Source organism: Stenotrophomonas sp. S39, assembly GCF_016624665.1.
In the GTDB taxonomy this organism is placed as follows: domain Bacteria; phylum Pseudomonadota; class Gammaproteobacteria; order Xanthomonadales; family Xanthomonadaceae; genus Stenotrophomonas.
On sequence record NZ_JACVTT010000080.1, the window covers coordinates 1 to 22,012 of the forward strand.

General features: G+C 67.4%; 17 protein-coding genes. 11 read left to right on the forward strand and 6 right to left on the reverse strand.

Features of this window, described 5'->3' with window-relative positions; all coding sequences use genetic code 11:
• Window positions 1-311: 311 nt before the first annotated feature.
• Together IAE41_RS17395 and IAE41_RS17400 are read left to right on the forward strand one after the other, a co-directional pair.
• Entirely contained in the window at window positions 312-1,352 is a 1,041-nt protein-coding gene (locus IAE41_RS17395) for a GGDEF domain-containing protein (protein WP_200733979.1), read from the forward strand.
• 15 nt (window positions 1,353-1,367) lie between these two features.
• Window positions 1,368-3,866, forward strand: a complete 2,499-nt coding sequence (locus IAE41_RS17400) for a putative peptide modification system cyclase (protein WP_200733980.1) — start codon at window positions 1,368-1,370, stop codon at window positions 3,864-3,866.
• Window positions 3,867-3,873: 7 nt separating this feature from the next.
• On the opposite strand, the gene IAE41_RS17405 is transcribed toward IAE41_RS17400, so the two are convergent.
• Entirely contained in the window at window positions 3,874-4,158 is a 285-nt protein-coding gene (locus IAE41_RS17405; RefSeq protein ID WP_200733981.1) for an NHLP-related RiPP peptide, read from the reverse strand.
• A 119-nt stretch (window positions 4,159-4,277) separates the two neighbouring features.
• Between IAE41_RS17405 and IAE41_RS17410 the strand changes: the two genes are divergently transcribed.
• A complete protein-coding gene (locus tag IAE41_RS17410) occupies window positions 4,278-5,441 on the forward strand; it encodes a putative peptide maturation dehydrogenase (protein ID WP_200733982.1) in 1,164 nt (387 codons plus the stop codon).
• 26 nt (window positions 5,442-5,467) lie between these two features.
• Here the strand turns inward: IAE41_RS17410 and IAE41_RS17415 are convergent, their stop codons facing one another.
• Genes IAE41_RS17415 through IAE41_RS17425 form a run of 3 tightly spaced genes read right to left on the reverse strand, consistent with a single transcriptional unit; the run spans window position 5,468 to window position 10,276 of the window.
• Window positions 5,468-7,450: an acetyl/propionyl/methylcrotonyl-CoA carboxylase subunit alpha gene (locus IAE41_RS17415; protein WP_200733991.1), complete on the reverse strand. Its 1,983-nt coding sequence runs from the start codon at window positions 7,448-7,450 to the stop codon at window positions 5,468-5,470.
• A gap of 41 nt (window positions 7,451-7,491) precedes the next feature.
• Entirely contained in the window at window positions 7,492-9,102 is a 1,611-nt protein-coding gene (locus IAE41_RS17420) for a carboxyl transferase domain-containing protein (RefSeq protein ID WP_200733983.1), read from the reverse strand.
• Between the two features lie 10 nt (window positions 9,103-9,112).
• Complete coding sequence (locus tag IAE41_RS17425) at window positions 9,113-10,276, reverse strand: isovaleryl-CoA dehydrogenase (RefSeq protein WP_200733984.1); 1,164 nt, start codon at window positions 10,274-10,276, stop codon at window positions 9,113-9,115.
• A gap of 158 nt (window positions 10,277-10,434) precedes the next feature.
• Between IAE41_RS17425 and IAE41_RS17430 the strand changes: the two genes are divergently transcribed.
• The 3 genes from IAE41_RS17430 (at window position 10,435) to IAE41_RS17440 (ending at window position 13,466) form a co-directional block, all read left to right on the forward strand.
• A complete protein-coding gene (locus tag IAE41_RS17430) occupies window positions 10,435-11,052 on the forward strand; it encodes a TetR/AcrR family transcriptional regulator (protein ID WP_200733985.1) in 618 nt (205 codons plus the stop codon).
• A 200-nt stretch (window positions 11,053-11,252) separates the two neighbouring features.
• Window positions 11,253-11,771: a c-type cytochrome gene (locus IAE41_RS17435; protein WP_079224832.1), complete on the forward strand. Its 519-nt coding sequence runs from the start codon at window positions 11,253-11,255 to the stop codon at window positions 11,769-11,771.
• 252 nt (window positions 11,772-12,023) lie between these two features.
• Window positions 12,024-13,466, forward strand: a complete 1,443-nt coding sequence (locus IAE41_RS17440) for an ExeM/NucH family extracellular endonuclease (RefSeq protein WP_200733986.1) — start codon at window positions 12,024-12,026, stop codon at window positions 13,464-13,466.
• Window positions 13,467-13,528: 62 nt separating this feature from the next.
• Here the strand turns inward: IAE41_RS17440 and IAE41_RS17445 are convergent, their stop codons facing one another.
• Window positions 13,529-14,386: a hypothetical protein gene (locus tag IAE41_RS17445; protein WP_108745720.1), complete on the reverse strand. Its 858-nt coding sequence runs from the start codon at window positions 14,384-14,386 to the stop codon at window positions 13,529-13,531.
• Window positions 14,387-14,430: 44 nt separating this feature from the next.
• On the opposite strand from IAE41_RS17445, the gene IAE41_RS17450 reads away from it, so the two are divergent.
• Both IAE41_RS17450 and zapE read left to right on the forward strand, forming a co-directional pair.
• Entirely contained in the window at window positions 14,431-15,102 is a 672-nt protein-coding gene (locus tag IAE41_RS17450; RefSeq protein WP_200733987.1) for a CocE/NonD family hydrolase, read from the forward strand.
• On the forward strand, window positions 15,099-16,199 hold the full coding sequence (gene zapE / locus IAE41_RS17455; RefSeq protein ID WP_079224839.1) for a cell division protein ZapE: 1,101 nt from the start codon (window positions 15,099-15,101) through the stop codon (window positions 16,197-16,199). Before IAE41_RS17450 ends, zapE begins: the two co-directional genes overlap by 4 nt.
• Window positions 16,200-16,301: 102 nt before the next feature.
• Here the strand turns inward: zapE and IAE41_RS17460 are convergent, their stop codons facing one another.
• Window positions 16,302-17,099 (reverse strand): DUF2884 family protein, encoded by a 798-nt coding sequence (locus IAE41_RS17460; RefSeq protein WP_200733988.1) that lies wholly within the window; start codon window positions 17,097-17,099, stop codon window positions 16,302-16,304.
• Between the two features lie 567 nt (window positions 17,100-17,666).
• Between IAE41_RS17460 and IAE41_RS17465 the strand changes: the two genes are divergently transcribed.
• The 3 genes from IAE41_RS17465 to IAE41_RS17475 all read left to right on the forward strand — a co-directional run bounded on the left by IAE41_RS17465 (window position 17,667) and on the right by IAE41_RS17475 (window position 21,926).
• Complete coding sequence (locus IAE41_RS17465; protein ID WP_200733989.1) at window positions 17,667-20,078, forward strand: ribonucleoside-diphosphate reductase subunit alpha; 2,412 nt, start codon at window positions 17,667-17,669, stop codon at window positions 20,076-20,078.
• A 113-nt stretch (window positions 20,079-20,191) separates the two neighbouring features.
• The gene (locus IAE41_RS17470) at window positions 20,192-21,211 is read left to right on the forward strand and encodes a ribonucleotide-diphosphate reductase subunit beta (RefSeq protein WP_079224844.1); all 1,020 of its coding nucleotides are present in this window, start codon (window positions 20,192-20,194) and stop codon (window positions 21,209-21,211) included.
• Between the two features lie 463 nt (window positions 21,212-21,674).
• Complete coding sequence (locus IAE41_RS17475; RefSeq protein ID WP_200733990.1) at window positions 21,675-21,926, forward strand: hypothetical protein; 252 nt, start codon at window positions 21,675-21,677, stop codon at window positions 21,924-21,926.
• Window positions 21,927-22,012 lie beyond the last annotated feature (86 nt).

Here is a 22,012-nt window from a genome sequence, read left to right on the forward strand (position 1 = left end):
CCCCCCCGCGCCCCCCCGCCGCGCCGCCCCCCGCCCCCCCCCCCCCCCCCCCCCCCCCCCCCCCCCCGGCTCTACCGGAATATGAGTGCGATCAGGGTGGCCAGGGAAGGGCCAGACGACGCCGGCAGGGCGGGGGACCTGCCGGCGTCGTTGTATCCGGGTGCCGCCCGCACGCGGCAACTGCCCTCATGAATGCGGGTTGCCCGCCTGTTCGGGCCCGATCGTGGTGTCTTCATGAAAAATGAGAAGACGCGCACAGTTTGATTCACTGCTATGCTCCGCTCCTCACCAGGGGACGCTGGCGGCGGGGAATGACCGGCAGGGGCGCGGCCGAGATGATCGACATGACAACCGGTATCGCCCAGGTGGCGATGGCCGAGATCGTGCACGCCGTTTTGTCAGGCGAGGAAGTGGCCCTGTTTGCGCGCTTCGCGCGCCCGCTGAAAGTCGAGGCCGGGCAGTGGCTGTTCCATCGCGGCGATCGTGGCGAACGCATGTTCGTCATCGTGGAAGGCCGGATCGAACTGGATTTCGGTGAGGACCTGGTGGTCAAGACTCTGGGGCGGCACGAGTTCTTCGGTGAACTCGGCCTGCTGGTGGGCGACCACCTGCGCAGTGCCGGTGCCCGCGCGATCGAAGACTGCCAGCTACTGGAACTGGGCCCGGCTGATTTCCATTGCCTGGTTGAATCCGATCCGGGTCTGGTGGCGTATTTCCTGCGCCGCACGATCATGCGCATGCTGTCCAACGAACAGGTGCTGATCAGCCAGCTGCGCCGGCGCAACCACGACCTGGAAACCGCGCTGGACAACTTGTACATCACCACCCACCAGCTCACCCACACGCGCGAGCTGGTGCGTACCGATGAACTGACCGGCCTGCACAACCGCCGCGGCCTGACCCTGTACCTGCAGGAATGCCGCAGCCAGCCGCAGGGCGCACCGCAGGCGCTGCTGCTGATCGACTGCGACCGCTTCAAGCAGGTGAACGACCGCCACGGCCACCAGGCCGGTGACCGCGTGCTGCAGAGCATGGGCAACATCCTGCGTTCGATGGCCGGCGAGCACGACCTGGCGTGCCGGCTGGGCGGCGATGAGTTCTGCCTGATCCTGCGCCACGCCGACCGCCAAGCAGCCCAGCACGCGGCCGAGTTCATCCTGAGCGCGGTGCATGGCCTGATGGAACGCAGCCACGGCACTCCGCATATCACCCCGACCAGCATCGGCGTCAGCCTGCTGGCGGCCGATGCGGACTGGAGTGAGTGGTATGCGGGCGCCGACCGCGCGCTGTACCGGGCCAAGCGTGCCGGCGGCAACGGTCTGCATTGGGCCGACAACACGGACGAACGGTGAGCGGAGACCTTGGCGATGAATGGCGACACCGGAACGTCGATCCCTCATAACGCACAGCTGCGGGCGCTGTTGTTCACCGACCTGTGCGATTCGCTGCAGCTGGTGGAGCGTATCGGTGATGTCGCCGCAGCCGAATTCTTCCAGCAGCACGACCGCCTGGTGCTGGCGCTGCAGCAGCAGTGGAACGGGCAGTTGATCGATCGGTCCGATGGCCTGTTCGTTCTGTTCGAACGTCCCGTCGATGGCATCGGTTTTGCCATTTCCTACCAGAACGCGGTCGACGCGATGGGCCAAGAGCGTGGCATCGTGCTGCGCGCGCGCGCTGGCCTGCACGTGGGTGACGTGCTGTTCTGGGAAAACAGTGCCGAGGCCGTTGCCCATGGCGCAAAGCCGGTGGAGGTTGAGGGCCTGGCCAAGCCGATGGCCGCGCGCTTGATGCAGCTGGCGTGGCCGGGGCAGGTTCTGCTGTCCTCGGTGGCCGAGCAGATGGCGCGGCGTGCCAGCAGCGAGCTGCCCTGGTCGGCCGACGAACTGCGCTGGAAGGACCATGGGCTGTGGCGCTTCAAGGGCATCGGCGAGCGCCAGCAGGTGTTTGAAGTCGGCATCCGTGGCCGCGCGCCGCTGCGCCGGCCACGTTCGGGTGGTAAGGCGTGGCGCGATCTGCCCCTGTGGCGCCGCCCTGCCGCGCTGTTCACCGAGGCTGCGCTGGCGGCGGTGCTGGTGGTGGTGATGTGGACCCTGCTGCGACCGGCACCGGCGATCGCGTTCGCCGAGCGCGACTGGGTGATCCTGGCGGCGGTGAGCAACAGCACGGCCTACCCGCAACTGGATTCCAGCCTGGAACAGGCGCTCTACATCAGCCTGGGGCAGTCGCGCTTCGTCAACATCCTCAGCGAACTGAAGGTGCGTGACACTCTGCAGTTGATGCAGCGCCCAGCCAATGCCCGGCTGGACCGTGCTCTGGCGATCGAGGTTGCGCTGCGCGATGGTGCGCGCGCGGTGCTGATGCCCACCGTGCTGGAGCTCAACGGAAAAGTGCGGGTGGGCGTGGAGGTGGTGGACCCACGCAGCGGGCAGACGGTCTACACGCATTTTGCTGATGGCAATGGCCTGGATTCGATCCTGGCTTCCACTGACACCGTGGTGAAGGCACTGCGCAGCGATCTCGGTGAAGCGCTGCACGATGTCAGCCGTGAGCAGAAACCACTGCCAACGGTGGCTACCGCCAATCTTGACGCGTTGCACGCCTACGCCAAGGGCAGCGACGCACTGGCGCAGGAGCGTTTTGACGAGGCGCTGCTGTTCTTCCAGCAGGCCACGCGCCTGGATCCCCAGTTCACCTTTGCGTACATCGGGCAGATGCGATTGCAGTACGCCATGGGAAATGTCTCGGCGGCCGGCGAACTGTATCGCCAGGCAGTGTCGGGGCGCACGCGGTTGAGCGCGCGCGACCAGCTGTACCTGGACGCTTGGGGTGCGGACTTCAGCGGCGCCTCTCCGCAGCGCAGCGCAGAGAAGTGGCGGATGCTGACCCAGCTGTATCCGGATGATCCGGCCGGCTGGATGAACCACGCGATGGCCCTGTTCGCCTATGGCGACTATGACGGTGCGCTGGCCGACATGACGCCGCTGCTGGAACGCCATCAGCCACAGCGCGCGCTGGTTCTGTCCTTCGTCGGTCGCACCCAGCTTGCGCGTGGCGAGGTCAAGGCTGCTGTCGCTGCGTTCAAGGGTGCAGGCGCGCTGCCGAACTGGCAGGGCGACATGCTCGAGGTGGTCGCGTTGGTGCTGGATGGCGAAGCGCAGAAAGCACGCGAGCGCAGCGAGGCCATCACTTCGCGCGGGCTCGGTGCGCGCATGGAGTACAGCGGGCTTCTCGCTATGCAGGGCCGTGCGAAAGATGCTGCCGCTGAGATGAAACAGGCTGCAGCCCAGTGTGCAAGCGTGCCGGAGCTATGCGACATTCTGGCACTGCAGTCGGTGGCATGGACGGCACAGGCCGGCGGTGGTGTGTCCCGGCAGCAGTACGCCAGGTTGCTGGACCGAACGCTGGCGGCCGTGGCAGAGGGGGTTGGCGCTGCGCCGCGTCATCGCGCGTTCGTTGCGATGTCTGTGGCCTACCACCTGCAGCGCGCGGGGTTCGATGCCGAGCTGCGCTCCCGTCGGCCAGCGCTGGAAGCATTGGCTGAACGCAGCAACGACCCGCGGCTGCGGGAACTATGGGTGATGATGCATGCGCGCGGCGAGCTGGATGCGGGGAGATCAGAGGTCGCGTCCTCATTGCTGAAGACGCTGGACAAGGGAACGCTGTATCAGTGGCACGTACTGCAGATGGATGTCGACCGCGCCCTTGGCGATGAGCTGGCAGTGCAGCGAACGCAGCACTGGTTGAGGCAGCGCACAGGCTTGGCCTTCGCTGAAGACGCCGGGGCCCTGGTATTGCTGCCATTGAATGTGGCCGACGCGCGTCGGCTGTCTGATGCGGCCAGCCCGCACCAGGCGGGAATGCCCTGAGGCAGGATCAGTCCTGCAGCCCCTTCAGCCCGCTTTCGAACATGAAGGGCACCTTGAACGGCCCCGTCGCCGCCAGCCGCTCGGTCATCAGCGCTGCGGCCTGAGCGAATTCTTCCTTGTCGCCCAGCGAGGCCAGCGGCGTTTGGCAGCCGTCCACGCAGTCGGCATCTGCGCCAAGCGCAATCAGTGCCTTTGCCGGATCTACGGCGAATGCGCTGCGGAAGGCATCATCGCTGGAGAGCTTCTCCAGCAGGGACTGAACGATTTCGGGGGAAAGGACGGAACGGGGCATGGATGGCTATCGCAGGTTGGGGAAAGAACAGGTATCGGCTGGGCGTGCGCAGAATTGATAGGGCGTCTCCCATGCCGCGCTATGATCGTGGGCTCCCCGAGTACCTGGACGCGCATCGAATGAACTTCCGTCGCTGCAGGACGATGATCGTCGAGCCGCTGGAGAAGCCGCATTTCGACCTGGATGGTTTGCTTTCGGGCGGCAGTGGCGTCAGCTTCGAACAATCATTGCAGGTCGTGGCCGCGCACTTGCCGGCACCGTGTGCTGTCGATGTCGCCAGCTGCCTGTGGCTGCTTCAATGCAGCGCGGAGCAGTGGCAGCCGTTGCCTTTGGAGCCGGACGCACGACAACGCGTGCTGGCATTGCTGGAGCAGGGGCTGCTGGTCAGCGACGATCCGGCCTATGCCACCGCAGCCGCGGCCGAACAGCAGGTACGCGACAGCCAGTGGTGGCCATTGTCGGCGCTGCATTACCAGCACTCACGCTGGGACGGCGTGGACAGTGTCGGCGACATGGAGCGCAGCCAGCTGACGACTGCGCAGGATCTGGTAAGCAACTTCGGCCCGCCGCCCGCCGAAGCGCCGATCCGCCGGCCCGGCGCACAGCCGTTGCCACGCTGTGACGACGACCCGACGCAGGCCCAGCTGCAGGCGCGTGCGACCTGCCGCAACTTCGACGGTACGCGTGCCTTGCCGTTGCCGATGCTGGCACGGCTGCTGCAGCAGGTGCTGATGGCGCAGGCGCACGTGGAAACCGAACCCGGTGTGCGCTTCCTGAAAAAGAACATCCCGTCGGCCGGCAGTCTCCATCCACTGGAAGCGTATGTGGTGGCGCGCAATGTGGAAAGGGTGCCGCCGGGCCTCTATCACTACCACGCCACCGAGCACGAACTGGGTCCAATTGCATCGACGCCCAATGACCTGGATAGCTTCTGCCACTGCCTGCTGGCCGGTCAGCACTGGTTCGCCAGCGCACCGGTGCTGCTGATCCTGACCTGCCGCTTCGAGCGCACGTTCTGGAAGTATCGCAGCCATGCCAAGGCCTATCGGGCGGTCACTCTGGATGCCGGCCATGTGTCGCAGGCCATTTATAGCGCGGCGACGGCGCAGGGGCTGGGCGCGTTCGTCACTGCCGCGATCAATGAGGCTGAGGCCGAGCGCGCGCTGGGCCTGCAGCCGATGGCTGAAGGCGCCTTGGCAGTCTGTGGCGTCGGCTGGCGTGCCACCGAGCGGGTCACGGCGGAGCTGGATCCGCTGGGCCGGGTGTGGCCGGTCACGCGCTGATCTGCAACGCGTGACCCTTCACGGGATCACCCCGCCTCGAAATCCACCAGCACCGCACCGTCGCCCACCTGGTCGCCGGCCTTGGCGCGATAACCCTTAACCGTGCCATCGGCCGGCGCCTGCAGGGTGTGCTCCATCTTCATCGCTTCCAGCACCACCAGCGGCGTGCCGCGCTTCACCTGCGTACCGGCCTCGACCAGGGTGGCCACGATCCTGCCCGGCATCGGTGCCAGCAGGCTGCCGGCATCGGCGGTGGCGTTGTCTGATTCACCGACCGGGTCGTGCAGGGTGAAGCGGTGCTGGCCATTGGCGCCGAAGAGGAACACCTGGTCGCCTTCGCGCAGCAGCTGCAGCTGCCAGCGGCGGCCATCCAGCTGCACGCTCAGGCGGTCGCCGTCGGCGCTGCCAAGCACCGTGGCCGGTGCAGCATCATCGCGCTGCACACGCCAGCCCTCGGCCTGCGCCCACACCTTCAGCGTGTGCGTGCGCTCACCCTGCTGCAGCGGCAGCACACGCGGTGCCGAAGCACCCAAGCGCCAACCGTCCTGCACCTGCCACGGCGAATGCGGATCGCGCGCATCGCTGCCCGCACGCGCGGTGCTGGCCACGGCGGCGATGGCCGCCAGCTGCCACAGCGCGTCGTCGCTGTCGCCCACGGCGTTCAGCGCGGCCTGTTCGCGTTCGATCAGCGCGGTGTCCAGCTTCGCGTTGGCGAACGAATCGGTGTTGACCAGGCGACGCAGGAAACCGGCGTTGGTGGTCACGCCCACCACCTGGCAGTCGGCCAGGGCCTGGCTCATGCGGCGCAGCGCGGCCTCGCGGTCCACGTCCCAGACGATCAGCTTGGCAATCATCGGGTCGTAGTACGGGGTGATGCTGTCGCCTTCTTCCACGCCGGTATCCACGCGCACGTTCGCCGAGGGCGTCGGCAGGCGCAGGCGGCGCAGGGTGCCGGTGGAGGGCAGGAAGCCGCGGTCGGCATCTTCGGCGTACAGGCGCGCTTCGATGGCGTGGCCGTGGATGGCCAGTTGTTCCTGGCGCAGCGGCATCGGCTGGCCAGCGGCAACGCGCAGCTGCCATTCCACCAGGTCGGTGCCGGTGATGTACTCGGTCACCGGATGCTCGACCTGCAGGCGGGTGTTCATTTCCATGAAATAGAAATCGCCGTCCGGGCCGGCGATGAACTCCACCGTGCCCGCACCGACGTAGCCCACCGCGCGCGCGGCATCGACCGCGGCCTTGCCCATCGCCGCACGACGCTCGGCGCTCATGCCCGGTGCCGGGGCTTCTTCCAGCACCTTCTGGTGGCGGCGCTGCACCGAGCAGTCGCGCTCGAACAGGTACACCGCATCCCCGTGGGAATCGCCGAACACCTGGATCTCGATGTGACGCGGGCGCTCGACGTACTTTTCCACCAGCACGTGGTCGTTGCCGAAGGCCGAGGCGGCCTCGCGCTGGCAGCTGGCCAGCGCATCGACGAAGTCCTCGCTGCGTTCGACCTTGCGCATGCCCTTGCCTCCGCCACCGGCGCTGGCCTTGATCAGCACCGGGTAGCCGATGGCATCGGCCTGCGCGCGCAGGAACGCGGGCTCCTGCTGGTCACCGTGGTAGCCCGGGGTCAGCGGCACGCCGGCCTTGGCCATCAGCGCCTTGGCCGCGCTCTTGTCGCCCATCGCGCGGATGGCGCTGGCCGGCGGGCCGATGAAGGTGATGCCGGCGGCGGCACAGGCATCGGCGAAATCGGCGTTCTCGGACAGGAAGCCGTAGCCGGGGTGGATGGCCTGCGCACCGCTCCGGCGCGCGGCGTCCAGCAGCACGTCGCCACGCAGGTAGCTTTCGCGCGCGGCGGCCGCACCGATGTGGATGGCCTCGTCAGCCAGGCGCACGTGGCGCGCGTTGCGGTCGGCATCGGAATACACCGCCACGGTGGCGATGCCCAGGCGACGGCAGGTGGCGATGACGCGGCAGGCGATCTCGCCACGGTTGGCGATGAGGATCTTGCTGAACATGGCAACGGGCTTCATGGGAGCTTGCTCGGTCATGGCACGGGTCACATGCGGAACACGCCGAAGCGCGTCTGCTGCGGGGCGGCGTTGAGGCTGGCCGACAGGGCCAGGGCGAGCACGCGACGGGTGTCGACCGGATCGATCACGCCGTCATCCCACAGGCGCGCGCTGGCGTAGTACGGGTGGCCCTGCTGTTCGAACTGATCGCGGATCGGCGCCTTGAAGGCATCTTCTTCCACGGCCGGCCACTGCCCGCCCTTGGCTTCGATGCCATCGCGCTTGACCGTGGCCAGCACGCTGGCCGCTTGCTCGCCGCCCATCACGCCGATGCGTGCATTCGGCCACATCCACAGGAAGTTGGGCGAGTAGGCGCGGCCGCACATGCCGTAGTTGCCGGCGCCGAACGAACCGCCGATGACCACGGTGAACTTGGGCACCTTGGCGCAGGCCACGGCCATCACCAGCTTGGCCCCGTCCTTGGCGATGCCGCCCTGTTCGTACTTGCGGCCGACCATGAAGCCGGTGATGTTCTGCAGGAACACCAGCGGGATGTTGCGCTGGGTGCACAGCTCGATGAAGTGCGCGCCCTTCAGCGCGGACTCGGAGAACAGGATGCCGTTGTTGGCGATGATGCCGATCGGGTAGCCGTTCAGATGCGCGAAGCCGGTGACCAGCGTGGCGCCATAGCGCGGCTTGAACTCATCGAAACGCGAGCCGTCGACCAGGCGTGCGATCACTTCGCGCACGTCGTAGGGCTTGCGCGTATCGGCCGGGATCACGCCGTACAGGTCGTGCGCCGGCAGCAGCGGTTCCTCGCTGGCCTGCACCGCCATCGCCGGTTCCGGCTTGCGCCAGTTCAGCTGGGCGATGATCGCGCGCACCCGCGCCAGTGCCTGCAGGTCGTTGTCGGCCATGTGGTCGGCCACGCCGGAAATGCGCGTGTGCACGTCGGCGCCGCCCAGTTCCTCGGCCGTCACCACTTCACCGGTGGCCGCCTTCACCAGCGGCGGGCCGCCGAGGAAGATCGTGCCCTGCTCGCGCACGATCACCGTCTCGTCGCTCATCGCCGGCACATAGGCGCCGCCGGCGGTGCAGCTGCCCATCACGCAGGCGATCTGCGGGACGCCCTGCGCGGACAGGTTGGCCTGGTTGTAGAAGATGCGGCCGAAATGATCGCGGTCGGGGAACACCTCGTCCTGCAGCGGCAGGAAGGCACCACCGGAATCGACCAGGTAGATGCAGGGCAGGTGGTTCTGCTCGGCGATCTCCTGCGCGCGCAGGTGCTTCTTCACCGTCATCGGGTAGTAGGTGCCGCCCTTGACCGTGGCATCGTTGGCCACGATCACGCATTCGACGCCGCTGACCCGGCCGATGCCGGCCACCACGCCCGCGGCGGGCACGGCGTCTTCATACATGCCGTGCGCGGCCAGCGGCGCGATTTCCAGGAAGGCGCTGCCGGGGTCGAGCAGGGCGTCGATGCGGTCGCGCACCAGCAGCTTGCCGCGTGCGGTGTGCTTGGCGCGCGCGGCCTCGTTGCCGCCCAGCGCGGTGCGCGCCAGCGTGGCGTGCAGGTCATCAACCACGGCCTGCATGGCGGCGCGGTTGCTTTCGAAGGTGTCGCTGCCCGGTTGCAGCTGGCTGTTGAGGACGGTCATCGCAGTGGCCTTACAGGGTGCGCTGGAACAGTTCGCGGCCGATCAGCATGCGGCGGATCTCCGAGGTGCCGGCGCCGATTTCATACAGCTTGGCGTCGCGCCACAGGCGGCCGGTCGGGTATTCGTTGATGTAGCCGTTGCCGCCCAGGATCTGGATCGCCTGGCCGGTCAGCCATGTGGCTTTCTCGGCGGCATACAGGATGGCGCCAGCGGCGTCCTGGCGGGTGGTGCGGCCCTGGTCGCAGGCGCGCGCCACGGCGTACACATAGGCGCGGCAGGCGCCCAGGCCCACGTACATGTCGGCGATCTTGGCCTGGATCAGCTGGAAGCTGCCGATCGGCTCACCGAACTGGTGGCGCTCGTGCACGTACGGCATCACCACGTCCATGGCCGCGGCCATCAGGCCCAGCGGGCCACCGGAAAGGACCACGCGCTCGTAGTCCAGGCCGGACATCAGCACGCGCACGCCGCCACCGACCTGGCCCAGCACGTTCTCTTCGGGAATCTCGCAGTCCTGGAACACCAGCTCGCAGGTGGGCGAAGAACGCATGCCCAGCTTGTCCAGCTTCTGCGCGGTGGAGAAGCCCTTCATGCCCTTCTCGACCAGGAACGCGGTGATGCCCTTGGCACCGGCGTCCATGTCGGTCTTGGCATAGACCACCAGCACATCGGCATCGGGGCCGTTGGTGATCCACATCTTGTTGCCATTGAGCACGTAGCGGTCACCACGCTTGTCCGCGCGCAGTTTCATCGACACCACGTCCGAACCGGCACCCGGCTCGCTCATCGCCAGTGCGCCGACCAGGCTGCCGTTGCACAGGCCGGGCAGGAAGCGCTGCTTCTGTTCTTCGTTGCCGTTCTTGCGCAGCTGGTTCACGCACAGGTTGGAGTGTGCGCCATAGGACAGACCGATGCCGCCGGAGGCGCGCGAGATTTCTTCCATCGCCACCACGTGGGCCAGGTAGCCCATGCCGGTACCACCGTATTCTTCTTCCACGGTGAGGCCGAGCAGGCCCTGTTCGCCCAGCTTCGGCCACAGGGCCAGCGGGAACTGGTTGGTGGCATCGGCCTCGGCGGCCAGCGGCGCGACCTCGGCGGCGGCAAAATGGGCCACGCTCTGGCGCAGCAGGTCGATCTCTTCGCCAAGATCGAAGTTCAGGGATGGCACGTGCATTGCGGCGGCTCCACGAGGAAGGTGGGGGAATGGACGCACCCGTCAGGGGGAGGCTGGTGGCTGTTGAAGGCAGCGGCCAGCACGGGCGATGGGCCCAGCGTAGCGGGGTTCGGGAAAGAAGTGAACACAAATTCAAAAATTGAAACTAGAATCAGGATATGGCCTACAAACGCTCTGCATTGATGGAAGAACGCCTGGCCGGGGCCCGTGAACGGATCCTGCTGGCGACCCGCGAGCTGGTGGCTGCCGGCGGCTGGCGCAACGCCCCGGTGACCGCCGTGGCGACCCAGGCCGGGGTGTCCACCGGGCTGATCTACCGGCATTTCCCGTCCAAGGCCGAGCTGTTCGTGGAGGTGCTCAACGCCGCCGTGGCCCACGAGGTGGAGATCATGGAGCGCATCGCCAGCGGCCCCGAAGTGGCCAGGGAGCGCCTGCGCCTGGCCATCACCGCCTTCGTCCGCCGCGCCCTGGCCGGGCCGGGGCTGGCCCACGCCTTCATCGTCGAACCGGTGGACCCGGACGTGGAGGCCGAGCGCATGCGCGGGCGCCGCGCCTTCGGCGATGTGTTCCTGCGCCTGGTGGAAGAGGGCGTGGCGGCTGGCGAGCTGCCTGCGCAGGACGCGCATGCCACCGCCGCCTGCCTGGTGGGCGCCTTTACCGAAGCGATGGTCGGCCCGACCGCCCCCAGCCGCGAAGCACACCGCGACGAAGACGCGCTGGTGGATGCGATCTGCAGCTTCTGCCTGCGCGCGATCGGCGCCCCGGCAAAACGGTAGCGCCGGGCCATGCCCGGCGGCCGTTGCCGCGCTGCGCGCTCGCCGGGCGTGGCCCGGCGCTACCCGCATGCGGCCACGGCCGCATGCTGCGCCGCACCAGCACCGACGCCTGTTGTCGCACGCAAAGCGCGTTCTATACTCGGCCCATCACGCAGTCGCTCAGCCGTGGTCCAACGACTATCAGCCAGGGGTAACGAAGAGTGCGGAATTACGATCTGGAGTTCCTGAAACGCTTCTCCATGGTGATCGCGCTGCTGGCGGCCATCACCCTCGGTCTCATCCTCCTGGCGGCGTACATCCACACCCGGATTCCGCCCGAGGTATCGCCCACGGCAGCCAAGCGCACCGAGCAGCGCATCTCACCCACCGGCGCGGTGTATGCCGGCAGTACCGGCGCCGCCGCACAGGCCGCCGCCAAGGCCGCCGCACTGGCCAAGGCCGCGTCGCAGGTCGCCTATGGCGGCACCAAGGACGGCAAGGTCATCTTCGACAACCTGTGCACCGCCTGCCACACCACCGGCGTCGGCCAGGCGCCCACGCTCGACCACGCGCACTGGGACCAGCGCCTGGCGCAGGGCAAGGACACCCTCTACAAGCACGCCATCGAGGGCTACACCGGCCCGGATGGCGGCATCATGCCGCCCAAGGGCGGCAACCCGGCGCTCACCGAGGAGCAGATCCACGCCACCGTGGACTGGATGCTGGGCAACCTGAAGTAACCGCGGGAACGGCCAAACCGGGAAACGGCGGAATGGCGGAATGGGGGGGTAGAGTCGACTGTCAGTCGACTATCGCGCGCAGCGCGGGCTTTTCGGCGACGTAGCGAAGAGCAGTCGACTGACAGTCGACTCTACCCCCGCGCCCCCGTGCTTTGCCCACCGAGGCCTGATCGCCCATCGTGCCCCGCGCTGCAAGCGGGCCTGCACATTTCGGGGTTAGTCTGTGCGCCCATTTCGTGGAGTCGCCCGTCGATGCGCCGCCGTTCCCTCGCCCTTGCCCTGTCCCTGCTGCTGCCGGCCACCGCCTTTGCCCAGGCCCAGCCGCAGGCCGCGCCGACCCCGACCGCCACCACCGCACGGAGCAAGGCCCCGGTCGTGCTGACCACGGCCCCGGCCGACTGGCGCGCGCTGGACGGCCAGCACGTGCGCATCGCCGCCCCGCTCACCCTGGCTGGCACCGACGGCCTGGAACGCTTCGGCCAGCTCACCGTGGCCTTCGACGGCCGCCTCTGGCAGCCCACCGAAGTGGCCGCGCCGGGTACGGCCGGCATCGAACAGGTGATGGCTGACAACCAGCGCCGCCGCCTGGTGCTGGATGACGGCAGCGATGCCCGCGACCCGGGCAGCGTGCCGTACCTGGCCGGCAACCCGGTGCTGCGCACCGGCATGCAGCTGCGCAACGTCGAAGGCATCGTGCGGGTGGACGCACAGGGCCGCCCCAGCCTGCAGGTGGAAGGCACGCTGAAGCTGCCCGACCTGCAGCGCCCGGCAGTGCCCAAGGTGGCCGGCGACCTGCATATCGCCGCCTTCAACCTGGAGAACTTCTTCAACGGTGACGGCCAGGGCGGCGGCTTCCCGACCCTGCGCGGTGCGCGCACGCTGGACGAGCACAAGGCCCAGGTGGCCAAGCTGGTGGCCACCATCAGCGCGCTGGATGCCCACATCGCCGCGCTGATGGAACTGGAAAACGACGGCTACGGCCCGCAGTCGGCCATCGCCGAACTGCTGGCCGCGCTCAACGCCACGCTGGAACCGGCCCAGCAGTGGGCGATGGTCGATGCGGGCGAAGGCCCGGGCACCAATCCGATCCGGGTGGGCATCATCTACCGCAAGGGCCTGTTCAAGCCGCTGGGCGCACCGCTGACCAAGCTGGACGGCCCGTTCGCCGAACACAGCCGTGCGCCGCTGGCCCAGGCGTTCCAGGGCAACGGCGCGCCGTTCATGGTGGTCGCCAACCACTTCAAGTCCAAGGGCTGCCGTGATGCTGCCGGCGCCGATGCCGACCGCAATGATGGCCAGGGCTGCTGGAACGCCACCCGCGTGGAATCGGCGCGGCAGCTGAACCAGTGGGTCGGCGCCGAGGCAGCGCGCCTGAAGGTGAAGGACATCGTGCTGCTGGGCGACTTCAACGCCTACGCCCAGGAAGATCCGATCCGCACCCTGCATGACCTCGGCTGGCAGGACGCCTTCAAGGTGGCCAAGGTCGAGCACCCCTACAGCTACGTCTACAACGGCTACACCGGCCGCCTCGACCACGCGCTGCTGAGCCCGGGCATGGCCAAGCGCCTGCGCGGTGCCGCCGAATGGCACAGCAACGCCGACGAACAGGACGCCAGCGGCTACCAGGGCCGCAACGTGCCGGGCCCGTGGCGCAGCTCCGACCACGACCCGCTGCTGCTGGGTTTCGGTAAATAAGGATTCGCCGGGGCACGCCCGGCGCGTTGAACGGGTAGCGCCGGGCCATGCCCGGCGGCCTCTCACCCCCAGGCGATCAACCCGATCGCCAGCACCGCCAGCGCCAGCCCGGCGCGGTTCCACTTCGTGGTGGCCTCGCCGAAGGCGAACACGCCCACCAGCGCGCCCAGCACCACCACGCCGATGTTCATGCCGGCGAACACGGTGGCCGGGCTGTCCGGCATCGACTGGTGCGCGTGCACGTAGAAGAGGATGTTGCCGCCGTTGAGCAGGCCCAGCAGCGCGCCGGCCCCCAGGTTGCGCCAGGCCAGCCGGCTGCGGCCGCTGGCATGCCGCCACAGCTGCAGCGCCAGCATCAGCACGAAGGCTACGCTGAAGCTGGCCAGCACCGCCGCCATCGACGGCGTGCCCGACAGCGCCACCTGCTTGAGCAGCACGTCCACCACGGCAAAGCCGCCCCACACGCCCAGCAGCCAGCCCCAGCCACCGGGCGAGGCCGCCACTGCAGGGCCACGCGGGCGCAGGCTGATGGCCACCATCGCCAGCAGGCCCAGGCCCAGCCCGGCCAGCTTCCAGGGCGTGGCGGTCTGGCCGAAGAACAGGAAGGCTGCGGCCAGCGACAGCAGCAGCGACAGGCGCTGGGCCACATCGCTGCGCACGATGCCGGCCACCGCCACCGCGCGGCCCAGCACCAGGAAGATCGACGGCAGCACCACCGCCAGCGCCAGCAGCGACACCCACGGCGCATGCGGCGCGCGCAGCGCCTCCAGCGGCGGCTGCAGCACCACGGCGGTGAGGGTGGCGGCCACCAGGTAGTTCCAGGTCACCATCTGCGGCACGTCCAGCGCGCGGCGGTTGGCCAGCTTCAACAACACCGAAACCAGCACACTGCAGATCACGGCCAGGGACAGGTAGAGCATGGGGCGGGGCACAGGGCAGGGGCGGGGGACGGTATCATGGTGCCATGCACAAGCCCTCGTTCCCCGTCGCCCCCGGCGAAACCGCCTGCCTCGTACTGGACGGCCCGGCCGGCCCGCTGGAAGTGGTCGTCGACCTGCCCAAGGCCGACGTGCCGGTGCAGCCGATCGTGGCCATCGTCTGCCACCCGCTGTCCACCGAAGGCGGCACCCTGCACAACAAGGTGGTCACCATGGCCGCCACCACCCTGCGCGAGCAGGGCATCACCACGGTGCGCTTCAACTTCCGCAGCGTGGGCGGTTCGGCCGGCAGCTTCGACCATGGCGTGGGCGAACAGGACGACCTGAAGGCCGTCACCGCCTGGGTGCGCAGCCAGCGCCCGGACGACCGCCTGTGGCTGGCCGGTTTCAGCTTTGGCGCGTTCGTTTCGCTGAAGGCCGCGGGCGAGCTGCAGCCGGAAGCGCTGATCTCGATCGCGCCGCCGGCTGGCCGCTGGGATTTCAGCGGCGTGCAGCCGCCGGCCCGCTGGCTGGTCATCCAGGGCGAGCAGGACGAGATCGTCGACCCGCAGGCGGTTTACCAGTGGCTGGAAACGCTGGATGCCCCGCACGAGCTGGTACGCATGCCCGAAACCAGCCACTTCTTCCATCGCAAGCTGATCGACCTGCGCGGCGCGCTCACCCACGGTGTCAAGCACTGGCTGGGCGCGGCGGCATGAGCGAGCAGGCGTTGACCCCGTCGCAGCGGTACGCGGCCGGGGTTGCCAGCGGCGACTGGCAGGACGATCCGGCCCAGCACGCGGCCCTGGCCGAACTGGACCGTATCCACCTGGGCCTGGTCGACAGCGCCGAGGACGGCTGGCTGGACCGCCTGTCTTCGTTCTGGAAGAAGCCCGAGCCGGTGAAGGGCCTGTACTTCTGGGGCGGCGTCGGCCGCGGCAAGACCTTCCTGGTGGACCTGTTCTACGACGGCCTGCCGATCAAGCAGAAGTACCGCACGCACTTCCACCGCTTCATGCGCAGCGTCCACGAGCGCCTGCGCGAGCACCAGGGGCAGAGCGACCCGCTGGCGAAGATCGCCCAGGAATGGCGCAGCAACCTGCGCGTGCTGGTGCTGGACGAGTTCTTCGTCACCGACATCGGCGATGCGATGCTGCTGGCGCGCCTGCTCGAGCGCCTGTTCGCCGAGGGCGTGACCCTGGTGACCACCTCCAACACGGCGGTGGAGAACCTGTATCTGAACGGCCTGCAGCGCGAGAGCTTCATGCCGGCCATCGGCCTGCTGCAGCGCTACTGCGTGGAGCTGTACGCCGAGGGCACCGAGGATTACCGCATGCGCGCGCTGACCCGCTCGCCGGTGTACCGCGCGCCGCTGGCGGCCGACAGCGATGGCTGGCTGGCCAGCCGTTGGGGCGAACTGAGCGGCGGGCAGCCGGCCAAGGCCGGCAACATCGAGATCGAGGGCCGCAAGATTGCGGTGCGGGGCCGCGGCAAGAGCATCGCCTGGTTCGATTTCGCCGCCCTCTGCGAAGGCCCGCGCGGCCCGTCGGATTACATCGAGATCGCGCACGAGTTCAACACGGTGCTGCTGGGCGGCATTCCTGCCTTCGACCGCCTGAACGAAGATGCCGCGCGCCGCTTCGTGAACCTGATCGACGAGCTGTACGACCGCCACGTCAACCTGGTCTGCACCGCCAGCACCTCGCCGGTGGAGCTGTATGCCGGCGAGCGCCTGCAGGGCGCCTTCGAGCGCACCGCCTCGCGCCTGATTGAAATGCAGAGCGCGGAGTACCTGGGCACCCCGCACCGGGCATGACCGGATCCGCTGGTTGTAGAGCCGAGCCTATGCTCGGCTGCTTCTGAATGAGGTGCCGAAAGGCAGCCGAGCGTGGGCTCGGCTCTACAACAGCGCGACGGGCTATCGGCTCGGCGCCACCGCATCGCCCTGCGGCTGCTCGCGCACGCTGGCGGCCGCCTGCAGGCTGTCACTGCGCTGGATCAGCCGCAGCGGCTGCCCCTGGTAGCGCACCTCCAGCGCGTCGTGGGCCTCGGCCACCGCGGCCACCAGCGGGCACAGCGCCTGCGCCTTGGCTTCCAGCTGCTGGCTGCGGGCCTCCATGCGGCGTTCAACCTCCGCATCCAGGCGGTCGGCGCGGCGCTCCATGGCTTCGCCACGGCCGGTGAACACCTGCCACAGCACGCTGCGGGTCATCGACGTGGCCATGCTTTCGGCCATCTGCTCGATGTGTTCGTCGAAGCCCTCGCCGAAGGTGGCCTGTTCCCAGTAGCCACGGCCCAGGCTGCCGTCGATCCAGCCCTCCATCTCGCCCCGCATCGCACGCATCTGGCGGTTGCGGCGCTTGCCGGTGATGGCCTCGAAGGCGGCATCCAGCGCATCGAAGGTGACCCCGCTCACTTCATGCGCCAGCGCCGTGGCCGCCGGCATCAGCTGCCGCGCCCCGGCCTCCATCTGCCGCAGGCGGGCGGCGTCGGCCTCGCTGACCGGCACGACCGTGTTGTCCAGGCTCAGCACGCCATCGTGGAACACCACCTCGTGCGGCGCCTGCGGGCCGTGCCGCAGCCAGACGCCGCCACTGTCCACCAGCACGTCGTAGTCGGTGTGCATGCCGCACTGGTCGGCGCTCAGCGTCGGGCCGTCGCCGGCCATCGCCGGGGCGGCGGCCAGGCAGGCCAGCAGGGTCAGGGGCAGGCGCATGGTGGAGTCCTTTCCGGTCAGAGCAGGGCCCCAGCATCCCGCGCCCGCAAGGCGCCGTCACCGGCCGGAAGTCACTGGCCGACGGTCATCCATCCGGCCATACCGGCTTTCCCACCGGCTGCCCACCACCTATCCACAGGGTTGTCCCTAGCCAGCTTCGTCACTGTCATGTGAAGCTGTCATTGTTCCGTTTCCGCAGCACGTTGTACCGCCGATGTGACGCCTTCCGGGCTTGACTGCGCAGCCCGTTCCGGCAGGTCCAAAGCGTCCAGACGCGGCGCCGATGGCATGATCCTTGCGCCGCAAGGGATTACCAAATTTCACTACATTTGGCGTTGACGGCCCCCATCACCCCCACTATCTTGTGGCCGTCAGTCGCAACGACCCCATGTCTTGGGGTCCGCAACGGGGCACTACCGCAGTACCCGCCAGCGATCGTCAACCGGCAGTGGAAGGCGCAGGGTCTCATCTCCTGCGACGCCGTCCTGCCACCCTGGGCTGTCATGTCCCGGGTCGAGCAACCCTGATGCATACAGCACCCCCAATCACGCCAAGAGGACACACGCCGTGACCACCGAATCCAGCGCCACCATCGAGAAGGAAAGCGAGTTCCTGCTGACGTCGCCGCCGACGGCCAACGCGATGAGCGTGACCAAGCGCAACGGCACGACCGAGCTGGTGGATCTGAACAAGATCGTGCGCGCGGTGCAGCGTTCCTCCGAAGGCCTGCACGCCGTCGATCCGATGCGCGTGGCCACCCGCACCATCTCCGGCCTGTACAACGGCGCCACCACCCGCGAGCTGGACGAACTGTCCATCCGCACCGCCGCCCTGCTGATCGGTGAAGAGCCCGAGTACGGCCGCCTTGCTGCGCGCCTGCTGGCCAACTACATCGCCAAGGAAGTGTCGGGCCAGGAAATCTACGCCTTCTCGCAGTCGGTCGGCCGTGGCCACGAAGTGGGCCTGATCAACGACCGCCTGCTGAACTTCGTGCAGACCAACGCACGCAAGCTCAACGATGCCATCGACATCTCGCTGGACCTGAACTTCGATTACTTCGGCCTGCGTACCCTGTACGACCGCTACCTGCTGCGCCACCCGCACACCCGCAAGGTGATCGAGACCCCGCAGCAGTTCTTCCTGCGCATCGCCAGCGCGCTGAGCGAAGACGTGGCCGAGGCCCTGGCGCTGTACAAGCGCATGGGCAACCTGGACTACCTGCCGTCCAGCCCGACCCTGTTCAACTCCGGCACCACCCACGAGCAGCTGTCCTCGTGCTTCCTGCTGGATTCGCCGCAGGATTCGCTGGAATCGATCTACTCCAAGTACGGCGACATCGCCCAGCTGTCCAAGTTCTCCGGCGGCATCGGCGTCAGCTACACCCGCGTGCGTTCGCGTGGTTCGCTCATCAAGTCCACCAACGGCCACTCCAACGGCATCGTGCCGTGGCTGAAGACCATGGATTCGTCCGTGGCCGCGGTGAACCAGGGCGGCAAGCGCAAGGGCGCGGCCTGCGTCTACCTGGAAACCTGGCACGCCGACATCGAGGATTTCCTCGAGCTGCGTGACAACACCGGTGACGAATCGCGCCGTGCGCACAACCTGAACCTGGCCAACTGGATCCCGGACCTGTTCATGAAGCGCGTCGAGGCCGACCAGGAATGGTCGCTGTTCGATCCGCGCGTCGTGCCGGAGTTCACCGACCTGTTCGGCGAAGCCTTCGAAGCCGCCTACCTGCAGGCCGAAGCACAGGGCAAGGCCAACCGCACCATCTCCGCGCGCAAGCTGTACTCGCGGATGATGCGTACCCTGGCCGAGACCGGCAACGGCTGGATGACCTTCAAGGACAAGTGCAACCGCGCCAGCAACCAGACCCTGCGCGCCGGCAACGTCATCCACCTGTCCAACCTGTGCACCGAAATCCTGGAAGTCACCTCGGCTGAAGAGACCGCGGTGTGCAACCTGGGTTCGATCAACCTGGGCAACCACTTCGACGGCAACGGCGAGTTCGATTTCGACAAGCTGGCCGACACCGTGCGCCTGGCCGTGCGCCAGCTCGACCGCGTGATCGACCTGAACTTCTACCCGATCGAATCGGCGCGCCGCGGCAACCTGCGCTGGCGTCCGGTCGGCCTGGGCTGCATGGGCCTGCAGGACGTGTTCTTCCGCAAGCGCCTGCCGTTCGATGGCGCCGAAGCACGCGCGCTGTCGAAGAAGATCGCCGAGACCATCTACTTCCACGCGCTGGAAACCTCGGTCGAACTGGCCCAGGAACGCGGCAAGCACCCGTCCTTCGCCGACACCCGTGCGGCCAGCGGCGAGCTGCAGTTCGATGCCTGGAACGTGGTGCCCGAAGATGCCGAGCGCTGGGATTCCCTGCGCGAGCGCATCAAGGAACACGGCCTGCGCAACTCGCTGATGATCGCCATTGCCCCGACCGCGACCATCGCCTCGATCGCCGGCTGCTACGAGTGCGTCGAACCGCAGGTGTCCAACCTGTTCAAGCGCGAAACCCTGTCCGGTGACTTCCTGCAGGTCAACCGCTACCTGGTGAACGAGCTGAAGAAGCTGGGCCACTGGACCCCGGAAATGCGCGACGCCATCAAGCTGGCCGAAGGCTCGATCCAGGGCATCACGCAGATTCCGGAAACGCTGCGCCACGTCTACCGCACCGCGTGGGAACTGCCGATGCGTTCGCTGATCGACATGGCTGCCGACCGTGGCGCCTTCATCGACCAGTCGGCCTCGCTCAACCTGTTCATGGAAAGCCCGAACATCGGCGCGATGTCCTCCATGTACATGTACGCCTGGAAGCAGGGCATCAAGACCACCTACTACCTGCGTTCGCGCCCGGCCACCAAGATCGCCAAGACCACGGTCAGCCACACCGCAAGCGCCGGACCGGAGAAGGTGTTCAGCCCGGAAGAGGCCATCGCCTGCTCGCTGGAAAACCCGGAAGCCTGCGAGGCTTGCCAGTAATACCGCGCGGTGGGTGCCGACCGTTGGTCGGCACTGCTGCTCGACTGCAGAAAACACCAAGGTAGCGCCGGGCCATGCCCGGCGTTTTGACCCGAGAAACGAAGGAAACACCCATGGCCGACAAGCCCAAGCAGATGCTGCTCGATCCCGGTTTTGAACTGACCCTGCGCCCGATGCGCTACCCGCAGTTCTATGACATGTACCGGAACGCGATCAAGAACACCTGGACGGTGGAAGAGATCAACTTCCAGATCGACATCAGCGACCTGCACAGCAAGATGTCGCCGGGTGAGCGCCACCTGATCCACCGCCTGGTCGCGTTCTTCGCCACCGGCGATTCGATCGTGTCCAACAACCTGGTGCTGAACCTGTACCAGCACCTCAACGCGCCCGAAGCGCGCATGTACCTGTCGCGCCAGCTGTATGAAGAAGCGCTGCACGTGCAGTTCTACCTGACCCTGCTCGACAACTACCTGCCGGATCCGGACGAGCGCGCCAAAGCCTTCGACGCGGTGGAGAACATCGACTCGATCAAGAAGAAGGCTGATTTCTGCTTCAAGTGGATTGACTCGATCCAGAGCCTGAAGCGCATCGAGACCCGCGAAGAGCGTCGCCAGTTCCTGCTGAACCAGATCTGCTTCGCCGCGTGCATCGAAGGCCTGTTCTTCTTCGCCGCCTTCGCCTACGTCTACTACTTCCGTTCGCGTGGCCTGCTCAACGGCCTGGCCTCGGGCACCAACTGGGTGTTCCGCGACGAAAGCGCGCACATGGATTTCGCTTTCGAGTGCGTGGACGTGATCCGCGAGGAAGAGCCGGACCTGTTCGACGACAAGATGAAGCAGGACGTCTACGAAATGCTGGCCGAAGCCATCGAGTGCGAAGTGCAGTTCGCCGAGGACGTGCTGTCCGGTGGCGTGGCGGGCATCTCCACCCGTGACATGCGCCAGTACCTGCAGCACTGCGCCGACAACCATTTCCATCGCCTGGGCATGGAGCGCAAGTACAACGTGCGCAACCCGCTGAGCTTCATGGAACTGCAGGACGTGCAGGAACTGACCAACTTCTTCGAACGCCGCGCCTCGGCCTACCAGGTCGGCGTGCAGGGCGAAGTCGCCTTCGACATGAACTTCTGATCGAACCGGTCAGGTCTGTCGCAACGGAAAACCCCGGCAATGCCGGGGTTTTTTGTGGGCGAATGTGGGCCTCTGTAGAGCCGAGCCCATGCTCGGCTCACGCGCGCAGCGCGCAATGACGCAAACCGCATCGACGGTCGATCACGACCCAACGCGTCGGCTCTGCCCGCAATGCGCCGGCATGTCGCGTAAGCCACTGGAATCACGCGGATTCCGCTGCACATCATGGCGCGCTGCTGGCGAACCCGCAGCCGGGACTGCAATCCCGCAAAGCAACCACTGTTAGGCTCGCCAACCGTCGCCAGCATTGTCCGCTGTCGGTTGGCGGACCGTCGCACGCCTATGGCGGGCGATGCGTTGGAGGGCGAACGCCCACCGGTTTTTCAGTGGTTTTTCCGGGATTGCAGCCACGCATCGTCCGCCACCCTCACCGGTGGCCTGATCCGTAATTGGAGGCACCACCATGAGTACCGATCCGACGAACGCGTATGAACTCAACCACCTGCTGCTGCGCCTGCGCCGCCTGATGCAGGGCATCGAAGGCACCGCACTGCTGCTCTGCGACCACCAGCTTGCCCAGGCCACTGGCAGCACCTCGCCGCTACAGGGCAAGCAACCGGCGGAAGCCACCCACGCCATGCTGTGCCTGGCCATCAACGGCCGCCGCTGCGCGGAAACCGTGGAACGACTGGTTGCCGGACCGACCCACCATTGAAGGTAGCGCCGGGCCACGCCCGGCGTGCGTGCTTTCGTAGAGTCGGGGGGGGGGGGGGGGGGGGGGGGGGGGGGGGGGGGGGGGGG

What these genes read in the sequence shown, in the direction of transcription:
- IAE41_RS17395 (WP_200733979.1), top strand. Translation starts at nt 312, where the DNA reads ATGACCGGCAGGGGCGCGGCCGAGATGATCGACATGACAACCGGTATC.
- IAE41_RS17400 (WP_200733980.1), top strand. Translation starts at nt 1,368, where the DNA reads ATGAATGGCGACACCGGAACGTCGATCCCTCATAACGCACAGCTGCGG.
- IAE41_RS17405 (WP_200733981.1), bottom strand. Translation starts at nt 4,158, where the DNA reads ATGCCCCGTTCCGTCCTTTCCCCCGAAATCGTTCAGTCCCTGCTGGAG.
- IAE41_RS17410 (WP_200733982.1), top strand. Translation starts at nt 4,278, where the DNA reads ATGAACTTCCGTCGCTGCAGGACGATGATCGTCGAGCCGCTGGAGAAG.
- IAE41_RS17415 (WP_200733991.1), bottom strand. Translation starts at nt 7,450, where the DNA reads ATGTTCAGCAAGATCCTCATCGCCAACCGTGGCGAGATCGCCTGCCGC.
- IAE41_RS17420 (WP_200733983.1), bottom strand. Translation starts at nt 9,102, where the DNA reads ATGACCGTCCTCAACAGCCAGCTGCAACCGGGCAGCGACACCTTCGAA.
- IAE41_RS17425 (WP_200733984.1), bottom strand. Translation starts at nt 10,276, where the DNA reads ATGCACGTGCCATCCCTGAACTTCGATCTTGGCGAAGAGATCGACCTG.
- IAE41_RS17430 (WP_200733985.1), top strand. Translation starts at nt 10,435, where the DNA reads ATGGCCTACAAACGCTCTGCATTGATGGAAGAACGCCTGGCCGGGGCC.
- IAE41_RS17440 (WP_200733986.1), top strand. Translation starts at nt 12,024, where the DNA reads ATGCGCCGCCGTTCCCTCGCCCTTGCCCTGTCCCTGCTGCTGCCGGCC.
- IAE41_RS17445 (WP_108745720.1), bottom strand. Translation starts at nt 14,386, where the DNA reads ATGCTCTACCTGTCCCTGGCCGTGATCTGCAGTGTGCTGGTTTCGGTG.
- IAE41_RS17450 (WP_200733987.1), top strand. Translation starts at nt 14,431, where the DNA reads ATGCACAAGCCCTCGTTCCCCGTCGCCCCCGGCGAAACCGCCTGCCTC.
- zapE (WP_079224839.1), top strand. Translation starts at nt 15,099, where the DNA reads ATGAGCGAGCAGGCGTTGACCCCGTCGCAGCGGTACGCGGCCGGGGTT.
- IAE41_RS17460 (WP_200733988.1), bottom strand. Translation starts at nt 17,099, where the DNA reads ATGCGCCTGCCCCTGACCCTGCTGGCCTGCCTGGCCGCCGCCCCGGCG.
- IAE41_RS17470 (WP_079224844.1), top strand. Translation starts at nt 20,192, where the DNA reads ATGGCCGACAAGCCCAAGCAGATGCTGCTCGATCCCGGTTTTGAACTG.
- IAE41_RS17475 (WP_200733990.1), top strand. Translation starts at nt 21,675, where the DNA reads ATGAGTACCGATCCGACGAACGCGTATGAACTCAACCACCTGCTGCTG.